Raw genomic sequence first — 23,410 nt, 5'->3', positions numbered from 1 at the left:
GCGAAGGCCGGGGGGGTCGTTCAGGTCAGCGGCACGAACGTAACTGTCAGCCCGTCCTTCGGTCGCGGGATCGGCAACATCTGCCATTCGGGCTCGTACCCGCCCTGCACCACGATCCGGTGCGTCGTCACGACATGGTGGAAGAATATTTTCGCCTGCATGTACGCAAAGTGCAGCCCGAGGCACATATGCGCGCCGCCGCCGAAGGGAACCCAGGCATATTTGTGCCGATCGCGCTGCACGTCGGGAGCGAACCGCATCGGGTCGAACTTTTCGGGTTCGGGCCAATGCTCTTCCATCATGTGCGTGAAGGCGGGGCTGACGCCGACGCTGGTGCCCGCGGGAATGCGAAAGCCGCCGAACTCGAAATCCCTGAGCGCCCGGCGCGGGAAGCTCGGCACCGGAGGGATCATTCGCAGCGATTCCTTGAACGCCCATTCGGTCAGTTCGAGCTCACCAAGGCCGTTGTGTCCGACGCCTTCGCCCGCGGGAGAGACCGCCAACATCTCCTCACGCAACCGGTCCTGCCATTCGGGATGCTTGGCCAGCATCCAGACCATCGAGGTAACCGAGCTGGTGATGGTGTCGTGCGCAGCCATCATCAGGAAGTTCATATGGTCGACGATCGCCTCGACGCTCAGATAGTTGCCGGAATCGTCCTTTGCGCGGCATATCTGGCTGAAGATATCCTCGCCCGCGCCGTCGCGCCGTTCGGGAACCATCTTGCCGAAATAACCGACCAGATAGGCGCGACCCTTCGCGCCGCGGCCCATCGCGGTGAACGGCAGCGGGCGGCGAACAACGCCGATCGACGCCTGCACCATGTCGACAAACGCCTTGTTGACCTTGTCAGCCTCTGGCCCCCACGGGATGCCGAGGAAGCTGGTCGCGGCAAGGTCGAGCGTCAGCTCCTTGATTGCCGGATAGAATTTGAAGGTCTTGCCGCTCCATTCGCCGATACGATCCTTGATCCCTTCGTTGAGCGAGTCCGCATAGTGGCGCATCGGTTCGGGCTTGAACGCGACCGACAGCACCTTGCGGTCGGCGCGGTGCTTTTCGAAGTCCATCAGCATCAGGCCGCGCGGGAACAGCAGGTTGAGCACCGGCCCCCAGCCCTGTTCGGACGAAAAAATCTTCTCGCGGTCGAACATCACCAGTTCGTTCGCCTCGGGCCCGTGGAGCGCGACGCTGCGCCCGCCAAAGCTGTTGTTGCGATAGACGCGGCCGTATTTGGCAACCATGCGCCGCGTGAAAGACGGATAATCGCGCAATTGTTCGAGCGTGTTGCCGATCACCGGCATGCCATCCTCGCCCGGAATATGATCGAGCATCGCATCGGGGTTGCGCGGCAACCAATGGGCAGTGTCGGGACCGAAACGGCCCTCGGACCAGTTGATTTTCGCTGGCGCATTCATCGGGGAGACCTCGTCCATCGTTGCAATTACCCCATGGCTATCGGACTACTGACATCAATGCAAGTAACGCCTGTCCCGATCGCGGACTCCATTCACCGCAAATTCAACTCGACTCGTACATTCTCGTGGCAAGATGACGGGCCGCATCCGTTTGGACCCTGAAGGATAATGCCATGGCGAAGAGTTTCCGGCGTCCCCTCTCGATCACGCTCGCCGCGCTCGCGACGACGACGCTTGGCGGCTGCTATTATGGCGACGTCTATGGCACCAGCTATGCTTCGGGCGGCGATTGCAGCTCGCGCTACGGCGCCAATTATTACGACTATGACGGCTATGCCTATGACGATGGCTATGGGTACGACTGCTATGATTCGTCGGACTATGGCGGGGGGTTCGTCAACATCGGCTTTGGCGGCGGTTGGTATGACGATTATTACTACCCTGGCTCGGGCCTGTGGCTCTTCGACAGTTACAACAACCGCTATCCGCTTCGCGGCCAGTATCTGAACTATTGGGGCGGACGCCGCGCCTGGTGGAAGCATCATGGCGGGCACGGCGACGGCAACTGGAACCGGCCGGGCCGCAGCGATGGGAATAGCGACGGCCGCCCGGGACGTCCCGGTGGCTGGAACGGCCGACCCGGCGATGGCAATGGCGACGGCCGCCCGGGACGTCCCGGGGGCTGGAACGGCCGGCCCGGCGATGGTCAGCACCACGGGCGCCCGCCTGCACCCGGAACGGGCAATGGCGTCCCGCCGACGACCTACCCCGGACGGCCCGACCGTCCGGACGGTGCGTCCGCGATGCCGCCCCGGAACTGGAATCCGCGTGGTCCGGAGGTCAGGCGTCCGCCGCGGCAAGCGCCGACGGGAGAGCCCGGCGGCTATCGCCCTGCCCCGTCGTCGCAGGCAGCGCCATCGACGCCGGTTGTGCGGAGCGAGCCGCCAGCAGTCCGCGCCGAACCACGCGCGGCACCCACGGGGCGCGCCCCGCGCGTCGACCGCCCGAACCACACCCGAGAGGATTGATTCGCGCGGTCAGGCGTCGGCAGGCGGCGTCCGCTTGTCGCTGACCATGTCTTCCTGAAGATCGAGGCCGCGCGCGCCGTGGTGCGATGTGTGCGCCGGCGCGTGCGGACGATCGAGATCGGCGGGCTCGGGCTCTTCGAGCATGCCTTCCCATTTGGTGATGACGCTCGTCGCCACCGCATTGCCGACGACGTTGGTCGCGGTGCGGCCCATGTCGAGGAACTGGTCGATCGCGAAAATCAGCGCGACGCCCTCGACCGGCAGGTCGAACATCGCGAGCGTCGCGGTGATGACGACCAGGCTTGCACGCGGCACGGCCGCGATTCCCTTCGACGATACCATCAGGGTCAGCAGGATCAGGATCTGCTGCGTCACCGACAGATCGATATTATAGGCCTGCGCGATGAAGATCGTCGCGAAGCTGGCGTACATCATCGACCCGTCGAGATTGAAGCTGTATCCCAAGGGCAGCACGAAGCCCGAAATACGGCGCGGCACGCCAAAGCGGTCGAGCTGTTCGAACAGCTTGGGCATCGCGGCCTCGGACGATGCGGTCGAGAAAGCGATCAGCAGCGGCTCGCGGATGTAGCGGATCAGCTGGACGATGCGCCCGCGCAGGAAAATCGCGCCGATGCCGAGCAGGATGACCCACAGCAGGACGAGCGACATGTAGAATTCGGTCACCAGCTCGGCATAGGTGCCGAGGATGCCGAGGCCATATTTGGCGACGACGCCGGCAAGCGCGCCGAACACGGCGATCGGGGCCAGACGCATCACATAGCCGGTGATCTGAAGCATCAACTCCGCCAGCGCTTCGGCGCCGCGTACCAGCGGCTTGCCCTTGTCGCCGATGGCGGTGAGGCCGATGCCCGCAAACAGCGAAAAGACGAGAATCTGGAGAACATTGTTCTCCGCCATCGCCTGGAAGATATTCTTCGGAAAAATATGCTCGATGAACTCGAACAGATCGAGTTTCTTGACCTCGCCCACTTCGGCGATCGAGTGCGTGCCGACGGTAAGGTTCAATCCGGCGCCCGGCTCGAAGAAATTGACCATGATCAGGCCGAGGCTGATCGAAATAAGACTGGCGAGAATGAACCAGGCGATCGCCCGGGTGCCGATGCGGCCCAGCGCCGAACTGTCGCCCATATGCGCGATGCCCGCGATCAGCGTGCCGAGGATCAGCGGCGCGACGACCAGCTTGATCAGGTTGAGAAAGATCGTCGACAGCATGGTGAAGCTGCGCAGCCAATAGGTGAAGGCCTCGCTGTCGGCGGGGACATAGACGCGCACCAGATAGCCGGTGATGACCCCCAGGATCATCCCGATCAAAATATATAACGTCAGGCGATGGCCCATCAAATTACTCCCCTGGCCCGCGCGGCGGGTCCTTATGGAACGGGGGTAACAGTCTGACGGTCGGCGCTCAACCGCATTGCGCGCGGTGCAGCAATTTGTGGTCGGCAAGGACGAGCGCCATCATCGCCTCGACCACCGGCGCGCCGCGAATACCGACGCAGGGGTCGTGGCGACCCTTGGTAACGATGTCGGCGGCTTCCCCCGCCTTGTTGATCGTCGCGACGGGCGTGAGAATCGAGCTCGTCGGTTTGAACGCGACGCGCACGACGACCGGCTGACCTGTGGAAATGCCGCCCGCGATACCGCCAGCGTTGTTCGACAGAAAATCGGGCCGGTTGCTGCCGTCGGTCGCCGGGCGCATCGGGTCGGCATTTTCCTCGCCACGCAGCCGTGCCGCCGCGAAGCCCGCGCCGATCTCGACACCCTTCACCGCGTTGATGCCCATCATCGCCGCGGCAAGGTCGCTGTCGAGCTTGGCATAAATGGGCGCGCCCCAGCCCGCGGGAACACCGCTCGCCGCGCATTCGATCACCGCGCCGAGCGAGCTGCCGGCCTTGCGTGCCGCGTCCATCATCCCTTCCCACCGCTGGGCAGCAGCGGGGTCGGGACAGAAAAAGGGATTGCGATCAATTTCTTCGAGGTCAAAGTTTGCAGGATCGATGGCATCGCCGCCGATTTCGGCAACCCAGGCGTGGATCGGGACTTCGGGAATGATGAGCCGTGCGACGCCGCCCGCAGCGACGCGCGCCGCGGTCTCGCGCGCGCTCGACCGGCCGCCGCCGCGATAGTCGCGGATGCCGTACTTCGCGTCATAGCTGTAATCGGCGTGGCCGGGGCGATAGGCCTGCGCGATCTCGCCATAATCCTTCGAGCGCTGGTCGACATTTTCGATCATCAGGCTGATCGGCGTGCCCGTCGTCTTGCCCTCGAACACCCCCGACAGGATACGCACCTGGTCGGGCTCCTGCCGCTGCGTCGTATGACGCGACTGGCCGGGACGGCGCTTGTCGAGAAAGGGCTGAATGTCACCCTCGGACAGCGACAGGCGCGGCGGGCAGCCATCGACGACCGCGCCGAGCGCGGGGCCATGACTTTCCCCCCAGGTCGTGAAGCGAAGAACGCGTCCGAAGCTGTTGAAACTCATACTTCCCTCCCTCTCCCCCAAGGGGAGAGGCCCCCATTACGCCAGCGCGATGTCCGGCGCGTCTTCCTGTTTCATGCCGATCGTATGGTAACCCGCGTCGACATGGTGCGTCTCGCCCGTCACGCCCGAGGCCAGATCGCTCAGCAGATAGAGCGCGGACCCGCCGACATCGTCGATCGTGACGTTGCGGCGCAGCGGCGCGTTGAACTCGTTCCATTTCAGGATCAGGCGGAAGTCGCCGATGCCCGAGGCGGCGAGCGTCTTGATCGGCCCCGCCGAAATCGCGTTCACGCGCACGCCCTGCGGACCATAATCATTGGCGAGATATTTGACGCTGGTTTCGAGTGCCGACTTCGCGACGCCCATCACGTTGTAATGCGGAATGACCTTTTCGGCGCCATAATAGGACAGGGTCAGCAGCGAGCCGCCGCCATTGCCCGTTTCGGGATCATAGGGCGTCATCATCCCCGACGCGCGCTGGGCAACCGCGGTGAAGCTGTACACGCTGATGTTCATCGTCATCAGGAAGTCGTCGAGCCCGACGTCGGCATATTTCCCGCGCAGCGCTTCCTTGTTCGTATAGCCAATCGCATGGACGACGAAGTCGATCGTCGGCCAGCGCGCGGACAGCGTCGCGAAGGCGGCATCGAGATTGTCCATGTCGGCAACGTCGCAATCGATCAGGAAATCGCACCCGAGTTCGTCGGCGAGCGGCTTCACCCGCTTCAGCATCACGTCGCCCTGATACGAGATCGCCAGTTCCGCGCCGGCGCCGTGCAGCGCCTTTGCAATGCCCCATGCGAGCGACTTGTCGTTGGCGAGGCCCATGATCAGCCCCCGCTTGCCCTTCATCAGACCCGTCATTTTTCTTCTCCGGCCTTCTTGTCTTCAATAATTACGTCGTCGATGCGCCCAATAGCGTCATGGCCCAAATCCTCAACCTCGACGAGCGCCGCGTTGAGTTCGGCCCCGACCACCATACCCAATCCGACGAGGTAGAAAAAGAAAAGCGCGACCATCACGCCCGCCAGGCTGCCGTAGGTTGCGTCGTAGCTCAGCAGGCTGGCAAGCAACGGCGGCAGCGCGAGCGTGACGGCGATCCACCACAGCGTCGTGAACAGCGCGCCCGGCCATTTGGGAAATTGCCGCCGCCGGTATTTCGACGGGGTCAGCGAATAGAAAAGCAGATAGATCGCGAGAAACAGGCCGACGCCCGACACGCCGCGCGAAATCGCGACCGTCCCCGCCGACTGATAAGCGGGGGGCAGGACGCGCGCGATGAACTGTTCGATCCCGACGATCAGCACCTGCATGCTGAACGAGAGCATCATCAACACGACCGCGCCGGTAATGATGCCGATCGAGAGCAGCCGGTAGTGAAAGAAGCCGCGGCTGAAATGGGTGCCATAGGCGCGGCGAAGAATGTCGCGCATCGTCTCGATGAAGCTGCCCACCGTCCACAGCGCGACGAGCGCGCCGATCCACAGGAAAATGCCGGTGCGCGCGCTCATCACCTCGCGAATCGGCCCGGCGAGCGCCTTCGCGACCGAGGGGGGCATCAGCGAGAAGACCGCCTCGATCGCCGTTTCGCCGCCCTGGCTGCCGCCCAGAACGCTCAGCACCGCTGCGACAAGAATGAAGAAGGGAAAGAGCGCAATCAGCGCGAGATAAGCAAGATTGCCAGCGTGGATGAAGCCGTCGGTATAGGTGCCGACGACAACGCGGCGCAGGATCCTGAACGCGCGCGTGCCAGGGCCGAGCGTTTCGCGTCCGCGATCGAAGACGCCCTGCGCGCGCGCGCGCAGCTTGATGCGCTTCGCCCGCTCGGCGCGCGCTTCGGGCGAATGCGGCGAATGGCCCTCGGCAAGAAACTCCTGGCCGACTTCCACGGCCACTTCGCGCTCGAGCGCGGCGACGATCTTTTTCTCGTTGCGATCAGCCACGCATCACACGCCGAGATCCGCCCGTACCGAGCGGCCGTCGGTCCATGTCTCGACCAGCTTGGCGAGATCGCTGTCTTCCGCGGGCAGATCGACCATCAACCGCACCAGCTGGTCGCCGCGCCCGCCGCTCTTCTGGCTGAAGCCCTTTCCCTTGAGCCGCATGACCTTGCCCGAGGTCGAGCCCGCGGGGATCGAGAGCATGACGGGGCCGTCGACGGTCGGAACCTTGATCTTCGCGCCCTTGACCGCCTCGTTCAGCGTGACCGGCAAGTCGAGGCGGATATTGTCGCCCTCGCGATCGTAAAAGGGATGGTCCTTGATCGTGATCGTCACGATGCCGTCGCCGTTGCCGCCCGGGCCCGGCTGCCCCTTGCCGGCGAGGCGCATCTGCGTGCCGGTTTCGACGCCGGCAGGAAGTTTCAGGTCGATCGTCTTGCCGTCGCCGAGCGTGATGCGCTGCATCGCCTGCGTCGCAGCGTCGATGAAGGACACCGACAGGCGATAGGCAACATTCGCCCCCTTGGCCGGCGGCGCATTGCCGCGGCCGCCAAAGCCACCGAACGGCCCTCCACCGCCGCCACCGCCGCCGCGGCCGCCGAACAGGCCCTCGAAAATATCGCCGAAATCGGCGCTTTCATTGCCGAAGCCGCTGAAACCGCCAGGGCCTGTACGCTGATCGCCGCGAAAACCGCCACCGCCGCCGCCATAGCCGAACGGCATCGCCGGATTGCCCTCGCCGTCGATTTCGCCGCGATCGAACTGCGCGCGCTTGGTCTTGTCCGACAGGATGTCATACGCCTTCGTCACGTCGGAGAATTTCTCCGACGCCTTCGGGTTGTCCTTGTTCTTGTCGGGATGCAGTTCCTTGGCGAGCTTGCGGTACGCGGATTTGACTTCCGCTTCGGTCGCAGTCCGCGCAACGCCCAGGGTGGAATAGGGATCGGCCATTTTGCTCCTGTAGCCCGATAAGTGACTGGCCGTGAAGGCCTGATTGGTACGCGATGTGGGAACATGGCGGGAGGCGGTCAAGTTCCGACGGGTTCGCGCCCTCTCGTTCAAGGGAGGGGCTTATTGCTTGCTCCCCGATGGCACCGCGCTTTATGACCGCGCGCATGGAGACCGACCCCTTTGCCCTGTTCGATGCGTGGTTCGCCGAAGCGCGTGCCAGCGAGCCCAATGACGCCAACGCGATGGCGCTCGCGACGAGCACGCTCGATGGCCATCCGTCGCTGCGGATGGTGCTGCTGAAAGGGCACGGCCCGGACGGATTCATCTTCTATACCAATCTGGACAGCCGGAAGGGCGCGGAACTTGCCGCGAATGCGCATGTCGCGTTGCTTTTTCACTGGAAATCGCTGCGGCGGCAGGTCCGGATCGAGGGGCCGGTGACGCCGGTCGACGACGCCACCGCCGACACCTATTTCGCAACGCGCAGCCGCGACAGCCAGCTTGGCGCATGGGCGAGCGATCAGTCTCGACCGCTGGGCAGCCGCGAGACGTTCGAGGCGCGCTTCGCCGAAATGCAGGCGCGGTTCGATGGACAGGATGTCCCGCGCCCGCCGCGCTGGTCGGGCTGGCGCGTGACGCCCGCCGCCATCGAATATTGGCAGGACCGCGAACATCGCTTGCACGAACGCAACCTGTTCGTGCGCGACGGCGAACACTGGACGAAAGGACTTCTCTATCCATGAGTGCCCTCCGCTCGCTTCCGATCACGCGCGTCGACGCGTTCGCCGACCGGCCTTTTGCAGGCAATCCCGCAGCGGTGATGCCGCTAGAGGAGTGGCTGAGCGATACGCTGCTTCAGGCGATCGCGGCCGAGAATAATCTCGCCGAAACTGCGTTCGTCGTTCCCGACGAGAGCGGCGAGGCCGACTATGAGCTGCGCTGGTTCACGCCGACGGTCGAGGTCGCGCTGTGCGGCCATGCCACGCTGGCGAGCGGGCATGTGCTGCTGTCGGCGGCGCAATGGCGGAACGAGATGCGGTTTCGCACGCGCAAGGCGGGGATTTTGCAGGTGTCGCGCGATGGCGACGACGACAATGGCTATCGCATGGCCCTTCCCGCGTTTCGCGCCAAAGCAAAAGCGATGCCCGACGCCGCGCGCGCGATCGGCGGAACCCCGGTCGAGACGCTGTGGCACGAAGGCGGCTATGCGCTGATCGCCTATCACAGCGCAGAGGAAGTCCGCGCGCTGACCCCCGATTTCCGGGCGCTGCGCAGCGGCGGCGACATACTCTATATTGCCACCGCGCCGGGCGCGGACGACCCCTCGGGCGCCGACGTCGTCAGCCGTGCTTTCGCACCGGGGGCCGGGATCGACGAGGATCCGGTGACCGGATCGGCGCACTGCGTGCTGACACCCTATTGGACCACGCGCCTGGGCCGCGATCAGTTCGCAGCCTATCAGGCGAGCACGCGCGGCGGCCATATCGGGTGCCGCCTCGACGGCGAGCAGGTCGAACTGACCGGCCGCTGCGTCACTACGCTGATCGGCGAGTTCTTGCTATAGGCTCGCCATCAGGTCGGCGAGGCGGCGGCGGAGCGCCGGGAACTCGTCGTCGTCGGTGATGCCCAGCCGCACGACCGTCACGCGCTGCGACGGCGAGACGATGATATATTGCCCCCGATGCCCGATGCAGGCGAACAGATCGTTCGGGCCGCGATCGGGCCAGAGCGCCGCGTCGGCGCCCGCCGGACGGCGACGGTTGAGCCAGATATGCCCGCCATAGCCGGCATCGTTCGGCGACGGCGTCAGCATGAACTGCATCCACGCCTCGGGCAGCAATCGCTGGCCGTTCACGACACCATGGTTGCGCAGGAACTCGCCGAATTTCGCATAATCGCGCGCGGTCGCATGCATCACCGAGCCGCCGATCATCGTGCCGCGCGCGTCGAATTCGGGCGTCAGGCTGGTCATGCCGAGCGGCTCGGCGAGACGGCCCTGGATGAAATCGCGCATCGCCTCGCGCCGCGCGTCCGGATTCTGCGAGGGCGTCAGCGTATCGGTCATGATGTCGGCCAGGATGACGCTGGTCGCCGAGCTGTAGTTGAACAGCTCGCCGGGGCGCGCCGCCGCGGGCTTCGCCTCGGCAAAACCCGCCATATCCTGCGCGCCGCTGCCAAAGAGCATTTCGACGGTGTCGCCTTTCCACACCGGGTCGCCATTTTCCACATGCTCGAGCCCTGAGGCCATGTGGAGCAGATCGCGCAGGGCAATCGCGCCGCGCGGATCGCCGCTGCGTTCCCACGCCGCCACGGGTGCCGGGCCGTCGAGCGACAACTGGCCGTCGGAGACCATGATGCCGGCGAGCACGGCCGTGATGCTTTTGGCCATCGACCAGCTGATCAGCTTCGAATTCGGCCCGAAGCCCGCGCCATAGCGTTCATAGATCGGCTCGCCGTCGCGCAGAACATACAGCGCGCGCGTCTCCCCCACTTCACTGTCGTCGGCGAAGAGCGCGTCGGCTTTGGCCTTGATCATCGGGTCGAGCGCGGGCAGCGCTTCCGACATATCGACCGCCTGCACATTGTCGAGCGACGCGCCGAGTTTTGGCCCCGGCGCGCCGGGCGCGATATTGCCCTGCCCCGCTGCCTGCGTCAGCGACCAGCCCCCGAGCATCATCAGCGCGGCACTTGCCAGCATGGCTTTTTTCGTGATCATGGCGACAGTGACTAACACCAACCCGACCGATCCGGCAACGGCAGACCAGAAACCGGCCACGCCGCCGCCCGAGGTGCCGCCGCATCTGCGCGGGCGCAAACGGCAGGGCGGCAAGAGCGGCGGTTGCCTGGCATGGGTGATCGCGATCGGCGTCCTGCTCGCCATCTTCCTGATCTGGAAATTCCCCTCGTTCAAGGCGCAGGCCGAGCTGGGTTCGGCCTATGCCGCGCGCGTCGGTTGTTCGTGCCGCTATGTGCAGGGCCGCAGCCTGGAAAGCTGCCAGACCGATTTCGAGCCGGGGATGGACATGATCTCGCTGAGCGACGATCCCGCGACCAGGACCGTGACCGGCAGCGTGCCGTTGCTCGCGTCGCGCAGCGCGCGCTATGCGGGTGCGAGCGGCTGCCTGATCAATCCGGCGAATTAGGGCCTAGCCCGGACGCCCGAGCCGGGCCGCGATCAGCGCAAGCGCCGCGGGTGCCCCGAAGACGAGCAGCCAGACGACTGCTTCCTCGCGCCAGCCATAGCCGGCGGAGAGCACGCCAAAGAGCAGATTGCCCACCGACACCACCAGCCAGAGCGCAAGGAAGGCCCGCGTCGCACGCGTCTTGTCGCGGATCAGGATGCGCAAGGCGATCAGCAGCGCAAGGCCGGTGATCAACATGATGGTGGTGTGCGACATGGTCCTGTTCTCCCCCGGATGAATTATGCGTCGGCGCGGTTGAAACGCTCCAGCCACGGCGCCCAGCGGCGCCAACCGCCATTATAGCTGCTCCACTCCCAGACCGCCGTGAACAGGAGCGCGCCAAAGGCCGCGATGCCGAGCGTGACCGGCTGCCAGTGACCGAACCACGCGGCCGCGCCGACGACGAGCAGCAAAGCGCTGCCCAGCATATGCGAAAAAGGCGGAAACCGGCGATCGTTCGTCGTTTTCTTGAAGCCCATATTGCCGATCAGGAACAGCAGCGACCCGCCGATCGTGACGGCCAGAAAGGGCGCCTCGATGTGACCATAGGGATGCATCAGCAGCATTTCGTCCGCGACCGCCGACACGACAAGCCCCGCCACGATCGGAATATGCCAATAGGTATAGGCGTTGCGCGCGATCAGCCCCGCCTGCTCGCTCGCTTCGATGACTTCGCTGCCGCGCCGCGCGCCGGTGTCGAAATAGAGCCACCACAATGCCGCCGAGCCGAGGAAGCAGGTCGCGAAAGCGAGCCAGTGAATGCCGTCCTGCGGCAGCGTGGCGAACGTCGCGCCCGTGATCAAAACGCCCTCGCCGAGCGAAATGATGACGAACAGGGCGCATCGTTCGGCCATATGCGCGCCCGAAATATCCCAGTCGGTGCCCTTCGACCGGCCCAGCCCGGGCGTGGGAAAGAAGGTGATCGGTCCCATATAGTCGACGAGCAGCGCTCCGCCCCAAAGCAGCAATCGTTGATCGGGCGTCACCAACGCGCCGGCGACCCACAGCGGCAAGGACAGCAGATGCCAGAAGGCGATGCGCATGAAGTTCTGCGCGCGCGCCGAATGAACGCCCCAGCTCGCCCAGACCATATAGAGCGTGCGGCCGATCTGCATCGAACAATAGGCGGCGGCAAAGAGCCAGCCATTCTTGTCGAAGGCGTGGGGAATGGCGCTCGACAAGACAAGTCCGCCCAGCATCAAGGCGATCAGCATCAACCGGACATTGGCGCGCTCGGGGTCTAGCCAGTTGGCGACCCAGGTCGTGAATATCCACACCCACCACACCGCGAACAGCAGAAACAGCGTCTGCAACGCGCCGAGCCAGGTCAGATGCTCCAGCAAGGCATGCGACAATTGCGTGATCGCAAAGACGAAAACGAGGTCGAAAAACAGTTCGATATTGGTGACCGGCGCATGGCCGTGCCCGTCTCGTGCGCGAAACAAATTGCTGCGGATCACAAAAGCCCCTCCCTCGTCGCCTCGCGGCGCCACGCTCCGGGAGATATACCGAGCTTGTTGCGGAAGGCCGCACATAAATGCGCGTGGCTGGAAAAACCCGTCGCGAAGGCGATTTCGGCCACGGTCAGCGGCCGGTTCATCAGAAACCATCGCGCGCGGCGCAAGCGTTGATTCAACAGATATTGCGCCGGAGTGCGACCCGTCGCGCGCGCGAAATGGACGATCAGGCTGTTGATCGACATGCCCGCTTCCGCCGCCATTTCCTCGACCGAAAGATGCGTCTCGATCCGTGCTTCGATGAAGCTCATCAGATTGTCGAGCCGCCGGCCAATGTCCGGCGCAGCGGGAAGGCGCATCACCCCGCCTTCGAGTGTCTCGGCGATCGCCGCGAGCAGCGGGCCGGTTGCCGCATCGTCGCTTCCCGCCAGCGCGCGCACGAGCGCCGCAAGCGCCGCATCTTCATGTGCCGCGATCACGCGCGCATAGGGCGCGACGGCCAGAAGCTCCGGGGGAATCTCGACTCTCAGATAGCGCGCCGCGCCGCCCTGCGCGGCAGCGGCGAAAAGCCGGCCCGCCGGCGCAAGCCACATCTCGCCGGGAAGCGGGTCGCCGAGCGATGTTCGCCGTCCGTCGAGCCATGTTTCGAGGTAATGAAAGCTGCCCGCCTCGTGCAGCGTCAGCACATGGACATCGCATTCAATCGTCCAGTTACTGGGGCCATCGATCCTATCGACAATCGAGGCCGTCTTGAGTCGCCCCACGTCCATGACCCGAATATGGCAAAGATGGGAGAATCTGAAAGCCTGCAATCCAGGCGAATCCTATGGTTAAATCGCCCCTCCAATTCCCGGGGACGTCGACCAAGCACCCCTGGTCGGCGCGAAAATGCATGACTTTGGTGGGCCTGGTCGCGCCACCACGAGACCCCTCCCGGCGGGCGGCATCGGATCTTGCCGCCCGCCACCTTTTTCTCTCCCTGGCGAGAGAAAAAGGGCGGCCCTCGATCAGTATTTCGAGAGAAATTCATCCATTGCCGCATTGACCGCATCGGGATTTTCCCACGGCACGAAATGGCCGCAGCCAGGCACCGTCACGATCGTCGCTTGCGGAACGAGGTCGGCCATCCCGTCCAGATTGCACTGCGGCAGCGCGACATCGTCGAGTGCCCAAACCACCAGCGTCGGAATCGTCAATTTCGGGAACGGCGCCGCCGGCGGCTCGCCATAGGGTTCGTCCATTGCAGGCACGTTGGCGGGTGATCCGCGATACCAGTTGATCATCGCGCGACAGGTGTCGCGATCCTCCCAATCCTTGAGCAGACGCGCAATCTCGTCGGGCGGCTGGATACCGCCGCTCGGCACGCGTCCGGCAAAGGCGTGCGCCAAGATGCCCGCGATGCCATGCTCCTCGATGAGCGCGTCGCTCGCCGGATCGCGAAAGGTCCGGATATATTGGCTCGCCGCGCGCTGATCGGCATCCGTCATAAGCAGCCGCTGAAAGATCGCGGGGTGCGGCGCGTTGGCGATCACCGCGCGCGTCACGCGCCCTGCCCATCCGGGATGCAGGCCGCCCGGCTGCCCTCCCAGCGCGACCCCCCACGCGATCACCCCGCCCCAGTCGTGTCCGACGATCGCGAACTCGCCGATATCGAGCGCATCGGCGAGCGCAAAGATATCCGCGATCAGCTTGTCGGGGGTATAGCTTTCCGCATCCTGCGGCTTCGACGAACCGCGATAGCCGCGCTGGTCGGGCGCGATGCAGCGGAAACGGTCGGCGAAATGCGGCAGCTGGAAACGCCAGGTCCGATGCGATTCGGGAAAACCGTGAAGGAAGATCAGCGCGGGCGCATCTTTGGGGCCCATGTCGACCACGTCGAGCTCGACCCCGGTCGAAAGCTTCAGCCGCACCTGCTCGAAATCGCCGATCATCCACCCTGCTCCTTTAGTTTCGTTTCGAAACCAACTAGGCCGGGACCGGATCGGCTGGCAAGCTGCAACAGATGCTGGGGCTATAAGGCGGACGGACCAGGTCTTCGGGGTGGACCGCGAGCGTTGCCGCCTTCGGTTATCCGGGGCTGGTCCCGCGGTTCTGTCGGCGCGCCGGCGGACGCCCAAAGTTCAGGAAAGTTCAGCCTCGTGCAGCCCCCGATTTTCCATACTTGGCGGACATGCCGCGTCCGGCTGCTGCCCCTGTTCTTGCAGCAGGCGGCGATCGCTTTTGTCCACATATTGAAAGAGCCAAGACCAAGGCTGGCACAGCCGAATATTGTAGGACAGCGTTTTTTTTGCGCGACGGATGCCCGCTTCGAGGGAAGCGCACGTTGCCTCGCTTCGCTCCCGGGCTCGACCCGGGATCCATAGTTGCACCGTCGTCATGGACCCCGGATCAAGTCCGGGGTGACGAAAGGGGAATAGTGGTAACCGGTCGCGAGCCGGCGCTTACGGATAGCTGACCGTCTTCGGCGCCTCGGGGATCGGGATAAATTCTTCGCTGTCGCCGGGGACGAGCGGGAATTTCCTGTCCTTCCAGTCGTGTTTCGCTTGCGTGATCCGGTCGCGCGACGAACTCACGAAATTCCACCAGAGATGGCGCGGGGTGGTGAACGCCTCGCCGCCGAGCAGCATCACGCGCGCCTCGGTATCGGCGCGCAAGGTCATCGCCTGTCCGGGCTTCAAAATATAGAGACTGTACCGTTCGAGCGCTTCGCCATCGAGGCTTGCCGCGCCCATCGCGACCACGACCGCGCGTTCGTCGGCCTCGGCCTCGATCGGCAACGACGCCCCGGCGTTCATCATGATGTCGGCATAGATGGTCGCGCTGTGCTGCGTCGTCGGCGCGGTCGCGCCCCACAGGCTGCCCATGATGACGCGCGCCGAGACATGGCCGTCCTCGACGAGCGGCAGGTCGCCCGCAGCGACATGCTCGAACGCCGGATCGATCTCTTCCTTGCCGTCGGGCAGCGCGAGCCAGGTCTGCATGCCCGAAATGCCCGATCCCGCCGCGCGCTCGGGCGGCGGCGTGCGCTCCGAATGGACGATACCGCGCCCCGCGGTCATCAGGTTGCACGCACCCGGGCGGATCGTCGCATAGGTGCCCAGGCTGTCGCGATGATCGATCGCGCCCTCGAACAAATAGGTCAGCGTCGAGAGGTTGATATGCGGATGCGGGCGGACGTCCATTCCCTGGCCGATGTCGAAATGCGCGGGCCCGAACTGATCGACGAAGATGAAGGGCCCGACCATCGTCCGCTCCTTGTTCGGCAGCGTTCGCCGCACGTCGAACGCGCCGATGTCGTGGGTCGAGGGCGTGATAACAGTGAACATCAGACGAGCCTTTCGAGCGCGTTGCGGGTCTTTTCGGTTTCGACATTGCCGGTGTTGCGTGTCGAATTGGGTTCGAGCAATATCACATGGCATTCGCCATCGATCGCTTCCGGACAATGTTCGGTGCCGTGCGGGACGATGATGAACTCGCCGGGTTCGACGATGACGTCGCCGGACCGAAGGCCCATCTTCATCCGTCCCGCCACGACGAGGAACATCTCGTCCTCTGCCACATGATGATGCCAGTCGAACTTGCCGTCGAATTTCACCAGTTTGACCTGGAAATTGTTGATGTCGCCCGCAACCCTCGGGTTCCAATGATCGCTGAAGGTGGCGAAGGCAGCGGCCAGGTTGACCTTGTCGACCATCAATTCTCTCCCGGCGCGGTCGCCTTGATCGCGAGCGCGTGGACGCGCTGGCCGGGCAGGTCGCCCAGTGCCTTGTTCACCGCACGCTGGCGCGCGACGCGATTTTGACCCGCGAAGCCCACCCATTCGATCACCAGGCTGAAATGCGATTCGCCCGATCCGTCGTCGCCGGCATGGCCATGATGCGTCGCGCTGTCGTTGCTGAGGACGAAACTGGCGTCAGGAAAGGCTGCGGTCAGCAGGCTTTCCATCTCTTGTTGTACGGGACCTTTGCTGCTCATGGGGTTGACCATAATCGCTCCATCGCCAAATTATAAGACCTCCCTGCCCTCAGAAAGTCTGTTGTGCCTTCTTCTGCACGTCCGTCCCGTTTTCATGGCCGCGTCCCCCGCGAAGAGCCGTGCGCCGCGCCCGGCTGCCGCGAACCCGGCGAATTTCGCGCGCCGATGTCGTGGACCCGGTCGCCCGACGGGCCGCCGCAGTACCGCTGGCTGTGCCTCGACCATGTCCGCGAATTCAACGCGGGCTATAATTTCTTCGAAGGCATGAGCGCCGACCAGATCATCGAAGCGCAGTCGCCGACTGCGGGCTGGGAAACCGAAAGCCGGACCTTCCGCGCCGCGGGCAGCGCCGACCTGCCGCCGCGCTGGGCCGATTTCAGGGACCCGATCGACGCGCTGGGCGCGCGTTTCCGTCAGCGGATGGACGAGGCGCGGCGCGAAGCCGCCAATCCGGGACTGACGCGCGAAGAAAATCGCGCGATGCAATTGCTCGGCTTGCCCGCCGACGCCGACCGCGCGTCGCTCAGACGCCGCTACAGCGAGCTCGTCCGCAAATATCATCCCGACCGAAATGGCGGCGATCGCAGTTTCGAGGCGAGACTCGGCGAAGTCGTTGCGGCATATCAATTGCTGCGAAAGACAAAGCCGTTCGCATAGGAGAGGAACGATGAGCGAACTCGACGAAGCACGGATCGACGTGGTGCGCCGGCACATGGCGCTGGAGATATCGCACGACTGGGACGGCGTCATCGCGACTTTCGAACGTCCGCGCTATGAACTGATGGGGCCCGGCACCATCTTTGACGGCGAAGTTGCGGTGCGATCCTATTTCGCGGCGTCGCGCGAGCCCTTCCCCGACCAGGCGAACGAGGTGATCGCGATCGCGGCCGACGCGGCGACCGACACGGTGCTGGTCGAATTCTGGCTGACCGGAACCCATCTGGGTCCGCTCAAGCTCGGCGTGCGGACGATCGAACCGACGGGCAAGTCGTTTCGCATCCGGATCGCGGCAAGCTTCGAGTTTGCGCCGGGCAGCGACAAGATCGTCTGCGAGCGCCCCTATTATGACCAGTCCGCCGTGCTGAAGGCGCTCGGCCTCTTCTGAAAAGGCGTTGCAAGCCGCAACCCATGACGATACCGCGCTCCGACGGTCGGCAACAACGCGCCGACTCTTCCTCATCGTCACCCTGAACTTGGTTCAGGGTCCATGGTTCAAGGCCGCGATGTCGGGCCATGGATGCTGAAACAGGTTCGGCATGACGAAAATCAATGGACGCCAATGATGACCGATATTCCGAACAGCCTTCCCGACCATCATGGTTCGACGCTTCTTTCGGCGCCCGATATCGAGGTCGATGCGCGCGAGCTGTTCGGCGTCGATATCGACATGCAGGTCCCGGCGTTCAGCGAATCCGACGAGCGCGTCCCCGACCTCGACCCCGCCTATGTCTTCGACGGCGACACGACGCTCGCGATCCTGGCGGGCTTCAAGTTCAATCGCCGCGTCATGGTTCAGGGCTATCACGGCACCGGCAAATCGACGCATATCGAACAGGTCGCCGCGCGGCTGAAATGGCCGTGCATCCGCGTCAACCTGGATGCGCATATCAGCCGCATCGACCTTGTCGGCCGCGACGCGATCGTGCTTCGCGACGGCCAGCAGGTCACCGAGTTTCGCGAAGGCCTGCTTCCCTGGGCGCTTCAGACGCCGACCGCGCTCGTCTTCGACGAATATGACGCCGGACGCCCCGACGTCATGTTCGTGATCCAGCGCGTGCTGGAAGCCGAGGGCAAGCTGACTCTGCTCGACCAGAACCGCGTGATCCGCCCGAACCCACATTTCCGCCTGTTCTCGACCGCCAACACCGTCGGCCTTGGCGATACGAGCGGGCTGTATCACGGGACGCAGCAGATCAATCAGGGCCAGATGGACCGCTGGAACATCGTCGTGACCTTGAACTATCTGCCCGCGGCGACCGAAAGCGAGATCATCCTGAAAAAGGTGCCCGGCACCAACGACGCGACCGTCGCCAATATGGTGAAGGTCGCCGACCTGACGCGCCAGGGCTTCATCAACGGCGACATATCGACGGTCATGAGTCCGCGCACCGTGATCAGCTGGGCGCAGAACGCCGCGATCTTCAACAATCTGGGCTTCGCGTTCCGCCTGACCTTCCTCAACAAGTGCGACGAGGCCGAACGGATGATCGTCGCCGAATATTATCAGCGCGTGTTCGGCGAAGACCTGCCCGAAAGCGTCGTCGGCAAGTGACATACAGGCGCCACCTCGCGGTGGCGCTTGCCGCGCTGGGGCTGACCGGCTGTGTGACACCGGTCGACTATGGCAAGATTCCGCACGCCGCCTATGTCGCCGATCCGCGCTGCACGGCGCAGCCGGGAGCGGCGATCGACGAGGCCGGACTGCCGCTCTTTGTCGTGACCAGCCGGCTTCCCGACTGCCGCAACGACACGATCGAACTGCTCCATCACCGCGCCGACGTTGTGCGCTATGGCCGCTTCGCCGCGCCGCGCGAAATGGAGCTTGCCGGCAAGAAAAAGCTGCTCACGCCCATCGCCTTCCAGCAAGAAGGCGACTGGTGGCAAGGACTGCAGGCCGAAACCGACCGCAGACAGGGCCGCGTGTTGCTGTATGTCCACGGCTATCGCGAGACGTTCGAGACGACGTCGAAGGATGCGGCGCAAATCGCACGCATGACGGGCTTCGATGGTCCGGTGATCGAATATAGCTGGCCGTCGCAGGGCGAGGTGCTGAAATATGCCGCCGACGAGACCAACATGTATCACGACGTGCGCAATTTCCGCGAATTCCTGCGCAGCCTTGCCGACAAGCCGTGGGTAAAGGAAATCGTGATCGTGTCGCACTCGCTCGGCGCGCGTCTGGTGATCCCCGCGATTGGGTCGGTGGACCGCATGTCGCGGCGGGCTGATCGGACGGGCAATATCTCCAACATCATCCTCGCTTCACCCGATATCGATCGCGAGACTTTCGAGCGTGATATCGTCGACGAAGTGCTGGCGCCCGACCGCGTCGCGCTAGGTCGGCACATCACCATCTATGTCTCGGCGAAGGACAAGGCGCTGGCGGTGTCGCGCGCGGTGCACGGCTATCCGCGGCTCGGCTCGCCTTATTGCTTCAACCCGTTCGAGGCGGCCGATCTGAAGGCCAAGGGGCTTCCCGAGCGCTGCTATGCCAGCGCGATCCCCGGCATAACCGTCGTCGACACGACCGACGTGTCGCGCGGATCGACAGGGCACAGCAATTTCCTGCGCAGCGCGGTCGCGTGCCGCGATTTCGTCGATGCCATCGCGCGCAAGGAGTCGTGGCCCGCGCGCGCTGCAACGCGTCTGGCCCATGTGTTCCTGCTCAGGCCCGACCCGGCCGCGCCCAAGGAACTCGACCAGACGATCTGCAATCGGACGGCCGACTAACCAAAACCGCACATGATCGCGAAATTGGCGAGCCATACGACCGGGCCTTCGCCCGTCCATAGCCACAGCCCGGCGACTGCGATGGCGGCAAACAGCGCGGCCGCTATCCCGTCCTGCCGAGACAGCCTCACGCCGGTTGCAACCGTTTGACCGGCGCGTCGGCGATGGGCAGGTGGACGAGGCCCGCGAACAGGCCGAGGGCGATCGCAAAGCCCCAGGCGATGTTGTAGCTGCCGGTCGCGTCGAAGATCAGCCCCGCCATCCACGCGCCGAAAAAACTGCCGATCTGGTGGCTTAAGAACACGATGCCATAGAGCATCGACATATGGCGGATACCGAAGATACGGCCGACAATGCCGCTGGTCAGCGGCACGGTGCCGAGCCAGAGGAAACCCATCGCGCCGGCAAAGACGAGCGCGCTCGCGTGACTGAGCGGAAGCAGCAGGAACAGGGCGATCACGGCCGACCGCGCGACATAGAGCGCCGACAGCACATATTTCTGGCGCAACACGTCGCCGGCGCGGCCGAACACATAGGAGCCGAGAATGTTGAACAATCCGACAAGCATCAGCACCTGTGCGCCGACGCCGATCCCGAGCCCCTTGTCGTCGAGATAGGCGGGCAGATGCGTCGCGATGAAGGCGATGTGGAATCCGCAGACGAAGAAGCCCGCGTTGAGCAGCCAATAACCGCGATGTCCGATCGCCTCGCGCAGCGCTTGGCGGGCGGTCTGCTCTTCGACCTCCCGCGTCCCCGCGATTTCGGGGCGTCCGGCCACGCCGATCGCGAGCAAGCCGCACAGCGCGACGAGCCCCGCCATGATCCACAGCGTTTCGTGATAGCCGATCGTGCCGAGCAGCATCGATGCAAGCGGCACGACAAGGAACTGTCCGAGCGATCCGCCCGCAGTGACGATGCCGAAGGCGCTGCTGCGCTTTTCCGGGCTGACGACGCGGCCGACAGCGCCGAGGACGACGACGAAGGTCGTCGCCGACTGCGCCATGCCGATGAAGAGGCCGAAGCTGATGTGAAGGCCGATCGCGTCGGTCGCGAACGCCGCGCCAACCAGCCCCGCCGCATAGAGCAAGGCCCCCGCGAGCACGACACGCCCCGCCCCATGCTTGTCGGCCAGCGCGCCGACAAAAGGCTGGACCAGCCCGAAGAGCAGGTTTTGCAACGCCATGGCGAGGCCGAAGTCCGATCGGCTGATCCCGATGTCGACGCTCATCTGCGGCAGGAACAGCCCGAAGCTCTGTCTTACCCCCATCGCCAGCGTGACGATGAAGGCGGCGCAAACGATCACGATCCAAGGTCGTTTCATCGGGGCCAGGGTCGTTTCATGGGGGAGACTGCGGGGGGAGGACATGGCGCGGCGATGCTCCCGCCTCCCATTTTCGTCAAGCGAGCTTAGCTATGGCGAGACCCATTCTCTCTTCGTCACCTCTTCCTCGATCGGCAATTATCCCAATGGGACAAGGAAGGCGTGCCCCCCCGCGCAGGCGGGGCTCCAGCGTTTACGCGAAGCGTCGAAGGGTGCGCTGCCGCGCGCGTCTGTCCCGGCAGCTGGACCCCCGCCTTCGCGGGGGAACACATACTTGCCCCCATCGGACATATCCGGATCCCGTCCGGCATGACGATGAAAGGGAGTTTCTTCGCCGGCCAAAGCTGGTTAGAGCCGACTCGAAATGTCTGCCCAATCCCCTCTCGACGATCTCAAAGCCGCGCTGTCGAGCGTTGCGCGCGCGGTGACGCGCGATCCCGAAGTCGAGGTCGGCTTTACTGCCGACGCGCCCGTCCAGATCGGCAAGGCGATCAAGGTGCCGACGCCGTCGCGCACGCTGCCGCGCGATCAGGTCGCCGAAGCGCGCGGGTTCGCCGACGCTTATGCGCTGCGGATGAAGCATCACAGCGACAAGGTGCATAATGCCGCTCGTCCGGCCGAACCGCTTGCCGCCGCGGCGTTCGACGCGATGGAGCGAGCGCGGATCGAAGCGCTCGGCGCGCGCAACATGGCGGGTATGCGTCAGAACCTGTCGGCATCGCTGACCATGCGGATGCGCAGCGACCCGATCAGCCGCGCGCAGGAGCGCGCCGACGTGCCGATTTCGAGCGCGCTCGAGTTGATGTTGCGCGAAGCGCTGACCGGCGAACGAGCGCCGCAGGGTACCGAGACCGGATTGTCGCTCGTTCGCGAATGGATCGCCAACGAAGCCGGCGGCGACATCGACGCGCTGGCGATGCTGATCGACGATCAGGCCGCCTTTGCCGAGACCGCGAAGATGGCGCTTCGCCACCTCGACCTTATCTATGGCGACGAGCCGATGGAAGAGGGCGCCGAAGACGGCGGCGACGAGGATCAGTCCGAGGCCGAAGAGAGCCAGGAAGAACAGGAAAGCGAAGACGGCGGCAGCGGCGAGAGCCAGGTCGACGCTCGCGCCGAAATGGCGGGTGACCAGGCCGACGATGGCGACAGCGATCCCGACGCGCAGGAAATGGAAGCCGACGGCGAGCCCGAGATGGGCGGCGAAGGCGACGAAGGCATGCTGCCGGTGCGTCCCAACCGCCTGCCGACCGATGTCCCCGATTTCAACTATTTGCGTTTCACCGAAAAGCATGACGAGATCGTCGCGGCGACCGAGCTGTGCGACGCCGACGAACTCACGCGGCTGCGCGCTTATCTGGACCAGCAGATGGCGCATCTGCAGGGCGCCGTGACCAAGCTGGCGAACCGGCTTCAGCGCCGCCTGATGGCGCAGCAGAACCGCGCGTGGGACTTCGACCAGGAGGAAGGCCAGCTCGACGCCGCCCGCCTCGCGCGTGTCATCGTCTCGCCCGGCCAGTCGCTCAGTTACAAGATCGAGCGCGATACCGATTTCCGCGACACCGTCGTCACGCTGCTGATAGACAACAGCGGGTCGATGCGCGGGCGCCCGATCAGCATTGCCGCAATCAGCGCCGACATCCTCGCGCGCACGCTCGAACGCTGCGGCGTGAAGACCGAAATCCTGGGCTTCACCACGCGGACGTGGAAAGGCGGGCAGAGCCGCGAGGACTGGCTCGCCGCGGGGCGCCCCGCGCATCCCGGCCGCCTCAACGATCTGCGCCACATCATCTACAAGCCCGCCGACGAGCCCTATCGCCGCGCGCGCAAGTCGCTCGGCCTGATGATGCGCGAGGGGCTGCTCAAGGAAAATATCGACGGCGAGGCGCTGATGTGGGCGCACCACCGCATCATCAACCGCCCCGAGGAACGCCGCATCCTGATGGTGATCAGCGACGGCGCGCCGGTCGACGACAGCACGCTGTCGGTCAACCACGGCGCCTATCTCGACCAGCATCTGCGCCAGGTGATCGAATGGATCGAGAGCCGATCACCGGTCGAGCTCTGCGCGATCGGCATCGGGCACGATGTGACGCGCTATTACAGCCGCGCGGTGACCATCATGGATGCCGAACAACTGGGCGGAACGATGGTCGAACAGTTGGCGGGTCTGTTCGATATCGATTGA

General features: G+C 64.5%; 25 protein-coding genes. 9 read left to right on the top strand and 16 right to left on the bottom strand.

Going from position 1 to position 23,410, the window contains the following annotated elements; translation table 11 throughout:
- Positions 1-20: 20 nt before the first annotated feature.
- Complete coding sequence (locus tag ACO055_RS19755) at positions 21-1,415, bottom strand: cytochrome P450 (protein WP_422062500.1); 1,395 nt, start codon at positions 1,413-1,415, stop codon at positions 21-23.
- A 173-nt stretch (positions 1,416-1,588) separates the two neighbouring features.
- Here ACO055_RS19755 and ACO055_RS19750 point away from each other — a divergent pair, with 173 nt between their 5' ends.
- On the top strand, positions 1,589-2,443 hold the full coding sequence (locus tag ACO055_RS19750) for a hypothetical protein (protein WP_422060551.1): 855 nt from the start codon (positions 1,589-1,591) through the stop codon (positions 2,441-2,443).
- 9 nt (positions 2,444-2,452) lie between these two features.
- On the opposite strand, the gene ACO055_RS19745 is transcribed toward ACO055_RS19750, so the two are convergent.
- The 5 genes from ACO055_RS19745 to ACO055_RS19725 all read right to left on the bottom strand — a co-directional run bounded on the left by ACO055_RS19745 (position 2,453) and on the right by ACO055_RS19725 (position 7,837).
- A complete protein-coding gene (locus ACO055_RS19745) occupies positions 2,453-3,802 on the bottom strand; it encodes a dicarboxylate/amino acid:cation symporter (protein WP_422060550.1) in 1,350 nt (449 codons plus the stop codon).
- Between the two features lie 67 nt (positions 3,803-3,869).
- Entirely contained in the window at positions 3,870-4,946 is a 1,077-nt protein-coding gene (aroC, locus tag ACO055_RS19740; protein ID WP_422060549.1) for a chorismate synthase, read from the bottom strand.
- Positions 4,947-4,982: 36 nt separating this feature from the next.
- Positions 4,983-5,810, bottom strand: coding sequence for an SDR family oxidoreductase (locus tag ACO055_RS19735; RefSeq protein ID WP_422060548.1), 828 nt, complete (start codon positions 5,808-5,810; stop codon positions 4,983-4,985).
- Positions 5,807-6,889, bottom strand: a complete 1,083-nt coding sequence (locus tag ACO055_RS19730; RefSeq protein WP_422060547.1) for a YihY/virulence factor BrkB family protein — start codon at positions 6,887-6,889, stop codon at positions 5,807-5,809. The genes ACO055_RS19735 and ACO055_RS19730 overlap by 4 nt, the downstream gene beginning before the upstream one ends.
- 3 nt (positions 6,890-6,892) lie before the next feature.
- Positions 6,893-7,837, bottom strand: coding sequence for a DnaJ C-terminal domain-containing protein (locus tag ACO055_RS19725; protein WP_422060546.1), 945 nt, complete (start codon positions 7,835-7,837; stop codon positions 6,893-6,895).
- Between the two features lie 164 nt (positions 7,838-8,001).
- Between ACO055_RS19725 and pdxH the strand changes: the two genes are divergently transcribed.
- Together pdxH and ACO055_RS19715 are read left to right on the top strand one after the other, a co-directional pair.
- Positions 8,002-8,580, top strand: coding sequence for a pyridoxamine 5'-phosphate oxidase (gene pdxH / locus ACO055_RS19720; RefSeq protein WP_422062499.1), 579 nt, complete (start codon positions 8,002-8,004; stop codon positions 8,578-8,580).
- Positions 8,577-9,401: a PhzF family phenazine biosynthesis protein gene (locus ACO055_RS19715; RefSeq protein ID WP_422060545.1), complete on the top strand. Its 825-nt coding sequence runs from the start codon at positions 8,577-8,579 to the stop codon at positions 9,399-9,401. The genes pdxH and ACO055_RS19715 overlap by 4 nt, the downstream gene beginning before the upstream one ends.
- Here the strand turns inward: ACO055_RS19715 and ACO055_RS19710 are convergent.
- Positions 9,396-10,553, bottom strand: a complete 1,158-nt coding sequence (locus tag ACO055_RS19710) for a serine hydrolase domain-containing protein (protein ID WP_422060544.1) — start codon at positions 10,551-10,553, stop codon at positions 9,396-9,398. The genes ACO055_RS19715 and ACO055_RS19710 overlap by 6 nt on opposite strands.
- Between ACO055_RS19710 and ACO055_RS19705 the strand changes: the two genes are divergently transcribed.
- Positions 10,552-10,980 carry a hypothetical protein gene (locus ACO055_RS19705; RefSeq protein ID WP_422060543.1) on the top strand — a complete coding sequence of 143 codons (429 nt, stop codon included), beginning with the start codon at positions 10,552-10,554 and terminating at the stop codon, positions 10,978-10,980. The genes ACO055_RS19710 and ACO055_RS19705 overlap by 2 nt on opposite strands.
- Before the next feature lie 3 nt (positions 10,981-10,983).
- On the opposite strand, the gene ACO055_RS19700 is transcribed toward ACO055_RS19705, so the two are convergent.
- The 7 genes from ACO055_RS19700 to ACO055_RS19670 form a co-directional block, all read right to left on the bottom strand.
- Complete coding sequence (locus ACO055_RS19700) at positions 10,984-11,235, bottom strand: hypothetical protein (RefSeq protein WP_422060542.1); 252 nt, start codon at positions 11,233-11,235, stop codon at positions 10,984-10,986.
- A gap of 23 nt (positions 11,236-11,258) precedes the next feature.
- Positions 11,259-12,479: a low temperature requirement protein A gene (locus tag ACO055_RS19695; RefSeq protein ID WP_422060541.1), complete on the bottom strand. Its 1,221-nt coding sequence runs from the start codon at positions 12,477-12,479 to the stop codon at positions 11,259-11,261.
- Positions 12,476-13,246, bottom strand: a complete 771-nt coding sequence (locus ACO055_RS19690; RefSeq protein WP_422060540.1) for a helix-turn-helix domain-containing protein — start codon at positions 13,244-13,246, stop codon at positions 12,476-12,478. The genes ACO055_RS19695 and ACO055_RS19690 overlap by 4 nt, the downstream gene beginning before the upstream one ends.
- A gap of 237 nt (positions 13,247-13,483) precedes the next feature.
- On the bottom strand, positions 13,484-14,407 hold the full coding sequence (locus ACO055_RS19685) for an alpha/beta fold hydrolase (protein WP_422060539.1): 924 nt from the start codon (positions 14,405-14,407) through the stop codon (positions 13,484-13,486).
- 510 nt (positions 14,408-14,917) lie between these two features.
- On the bottom strand, positions 14,918-15,802 hold the full coding sequence (locus ACO055_RS19680; RefSeq protein ID WP_422060538.1) for a pirin family protein: 885 nt from the start codon (positions 15,800-15,802) through the stop codon (positions 14,918-14,920).
- Entirely contained in the window at positions 15,802-16,170 is a 369-nt protein-coding gene (locus tag ACO055_RS19675; protein ID WP_422060537.1) for a cupin domain-containing protein, read from the bottom strand. The genes ACO055_RS19680 and ACO055_RS19675 overlap by 1 nt, the downstream gene beginning before the upstream one ends.
- Positions 16,170-16,451, bottom strand: coding sequence for a BolA family protein (locus tag ACO055_RS19670; RefSeq protein WP_422060536.1), 282 nt, complete (start codon positions 16,449-16,451; stop codon positions 16,170-16,172). The genes ACO055_RS19675 and ACO055_RS19670 overlap by 1 nt, the downstream gene beginning before the upstream one ends.
- 165 nt (positions 16,452-16,616) lie before the next feature.
- Between ACO055_RS19670 and ACO055_RS19665 the strand changes: the two genes are divergently transcribed.
- The 4 genes from ACO055_RS19665 (at position 16,617) to ACO055_RS19650 (ending at position 19,901) form a co-directional block, all read left to right on the top strand.
- Positions 16,617-17,108: a J domain-containing protein gene (locus ACO055_RS19665; RefSeq protein ID WP_422060535.1), complete on the top strand. Its 492-nt coding sequence runs from the start codon at positions 16,617-16,619 to the stop codon at positions 17,106-17,108.
- 10 nt (positions 17,109-17,118) lie between these two features.
- Positions 17,119-17,556, top strand: a complete 438-nt coding sequence (locus ACO055_RS19660) for a nuclear transport factor 2 family protein (RefSeq protein ID WP_422060534.1) — start codon at positions 17,119-17,121, stop codon at positions 17,554-17,556.
- A 177-nt stretch (positions 17,557-17,733) separates the two neighbouring features.
- Positions 17,734-18,723 carry a cobaltochelatase subunit CobS gene (cobS, locus tag ACO055_RS19655; protein WP_422060533.1) on the top strand — a complete coding sequence of 330 codons (990 nt, stop codon included), beginning with the start codon at positions 17,734-17,736 and terminating at the stop codon, positions 18,721-18,723.
- A complete protein-coding gene (locus ACO055_RS19650; protein ID WP_422060532.1) occupies positions 18,720-19,901 on the top strand; it encodes an alpha/beta hydrolase in 1,182 nt (393 codons plus the stop codon). Before cobS ends, ACO055_RS19650 begins: the two co-directional genes overlap by 4 nt.
- Here the strand turns inward: ACO055_RS19650 and ACO055_RS19645 are convergent.
- Together ACO055_RS19645 and ACO055_RS19640 are read right to left on the bottom strand one after the other, a co-directional pair.
- Positions 19,898-20,032 (bottom strand): hypothetical protein, encoded by a 135-nt coding sequence (locus ACO055_RS19645; RefSeq protein WP_422060531.1) that lies wholly within the window; start codon positions 20,030-20,032, stop codon positions 19,898-19,900. The genes ACO055_RS19650 and ACO055_RS19645 overlap by 4 nt on opposite strands.
- Positions 20,029-21,222, bottom strand: a complete 1,194-nt coding sequence (locus ACO055_RS19640) for an MFS transporter (protein WP_422060530.1) — start codon at positions 21,220-21,222, stop codon at positions 20,029-20,031. The genes ACO055_RS19645 and ACO055_RS19640 overlap by 4 nt, the downstream gene beginning before the upstream one ends.
- 364 nt (positions 21,223-21,586) lie before the next feature.
- Here ACO055_RS19640 and cobT point away from each other — a divergent pair, with 364 nt between their 5' ends.
- Entirely contained in the window at positions 21,587-23,410 is a 1,824-nt protein-coding gene (cobT, locus tag ACO055_RS19635) for a cobaltochelatase subunit CobT (protein WP_422060529.1), read from the top strand.

Source organism: Sphingopyxis sp. (assembly GCF_965227415.1).
Lineage (GTDB): Bacteria > Pseudomonadota > Alphaproteobacteria > Sphingomonadales > Sphingomonadaceae > Sphingopyxis.
Note: the sequence above shows the minus strand (reverse complement) of the source record. Positions and strands in the feature narration are given on the sequence as shown.

Excerpts from the sequence above, each read along its gene's own strand:
- ACO055_RS19755 (WP_422062500.1), bottom strand. The coding sequence starts at position 1,415 with ATGAATGCGCCAGCGAAAATCAACTGGTCCGAGGGCCGTTTCGGTCCC.
- ACO055_RS19750 (WP_422060551.1), top strand. The coding sequence starts at position 1,589 with ATGGCGAAGAGTTTCCGGCGTCCCCTCTCGATCACGCTCGCCGCGCTC.
- ACO055_RS19745 (WP_422060550.1), bottom strand. The coding sequence starts at position 3,802 with ATGGGCCATCGCCTGACGTTATATATTTTGATCGGGATGATCCTGGGG.
- aroC (WP_422060549.1), bottom strand. The coding sequence starts at position 4,946 with ATGAGTTTCAACAGCTTCGGACGCGTTCTTCGCTTCACGACCTGGGGG.
- ACO055_RS19735 (WP_422060548.1), bottom strand. The coding sequence starts at position 5,810 with ATGACGGGTCTGATGAAGGGCAAGCGGGGGCTGATCATGGGCCTCGCC.
- ACO055_RS19725 (WP_422060546.1), bottom strand. The coding sequence starts at position 7,837 with ATGGCCGATCCCTATTCCACCCTGGGCGTTGCGCGGACTGCGACCGAA.
- pdxH (WP_422062499.1), top strand. The coding sequence starts at position 8,002 with ATGGAGACCGACCCCTTTGCCCTGTTCGATGCGTGGTTCGCCGAAGCG.
- ACO055_RS19715 (WP_422060545.1), top strand. The coding sequence starts at position 8,577 with ATGAGTGCCCTCCGCTCGCTTCCGATCACGCGCGTCGACGCGTTCGCC.
- ACO055_RS19705 (WP_422060543.1), top strand. The coding sequence starts at position 10,552 with ATGGCGACAGTGACTAACACCAACCCGACCGATCCGGCAACGGCAGAC.
- ACO055_RS19710 (WP_422060544.1), bottom strand. The coding sequence starts at position 10,553 with ATGATCACGAAAAAAGCCATGCTGGCAAGTGCCGCGCTGATGATGCTC.
- ACO055_RS19700 (WP_422060542.1), bottom strand. The coding sequence starts at position 11,235 with ATGTCGCACACCACCATCATGTTGATCACCGGCCTTGCGCTGCTGATC.
- ACO055_RS19690 (WP_422060540.1), bottom strand. The coding sequence starts at position 13,246 with ATGGACGTGGGGCGACTCAAGACGGCCTCGATTGTCGATAGGATCGAT.
- ACO055_RS19685 (WP_422060539.1), bottom strand. The coding sequence starts at position 14,407 with ATGATCGGCGATTTCGAGCAGGTGCGGCTGAAGCTTTCGACCGGGGTC.
- ACO055_RS19680 (WP_422060538.1), bottom strand. The coding sequence starts at position 15,802 with ATGTTCACTGTTATCACGCCCTCGACCCACGACATCGGCGCGTTCGAC.
- ACO055_RS19675 (WP_422060537.1), bottom strand. The coding sequence starts at position 16,170 with ATGGTCGACAAGGTCAACCTGGCCGCTGCCTTCGCCACCTTCAGCGAT.
- ACO055_RS19670 (WP_422060536.1), bottom strand. The coding sequence starts at position 16,451 with ATGAGCAGCAAAGGTCCCGTACAACAAGAGATGGAAAGCCTGCTGACC.
- ACO055_RS19665 (WP_422060535.1), top strand. The coding sequence starts at position 16,617 with ATGTCGTGGACCCGGTCGCCCGACGGGCCGCCGCAGTACCGCTGGCTG.
- ACO055_RS19660 (WP_422060534.1), top strand. The coding sequence starts at position 17,119 with ATGAGCGAACTCGACGAAGCACGGATCGACGTGGTGCGCCGGCACATG.
- cobS (WP_422060533.1), top strand. The coding sequence starts at position 17,734 with ATGACCGATATTCCGAACAGCCTTCCCGACCATCATGGTTCGACGCTT.
- ACO055_RS19640 (WP_422060530.1), bottom strand. The coding sequence starts at position 21,222 with ATGAAACGACCTTGGATCGTGATCGTTTGCGCCGCCTTCATCGTCACG.
- cobT (WP_422060529.1), top strand. The coding sequence starts at position 21,587 with ATGTCTGCCCAATCCCCTCTCGACGATCTCAAAGCCGCGCTGTCGAGC.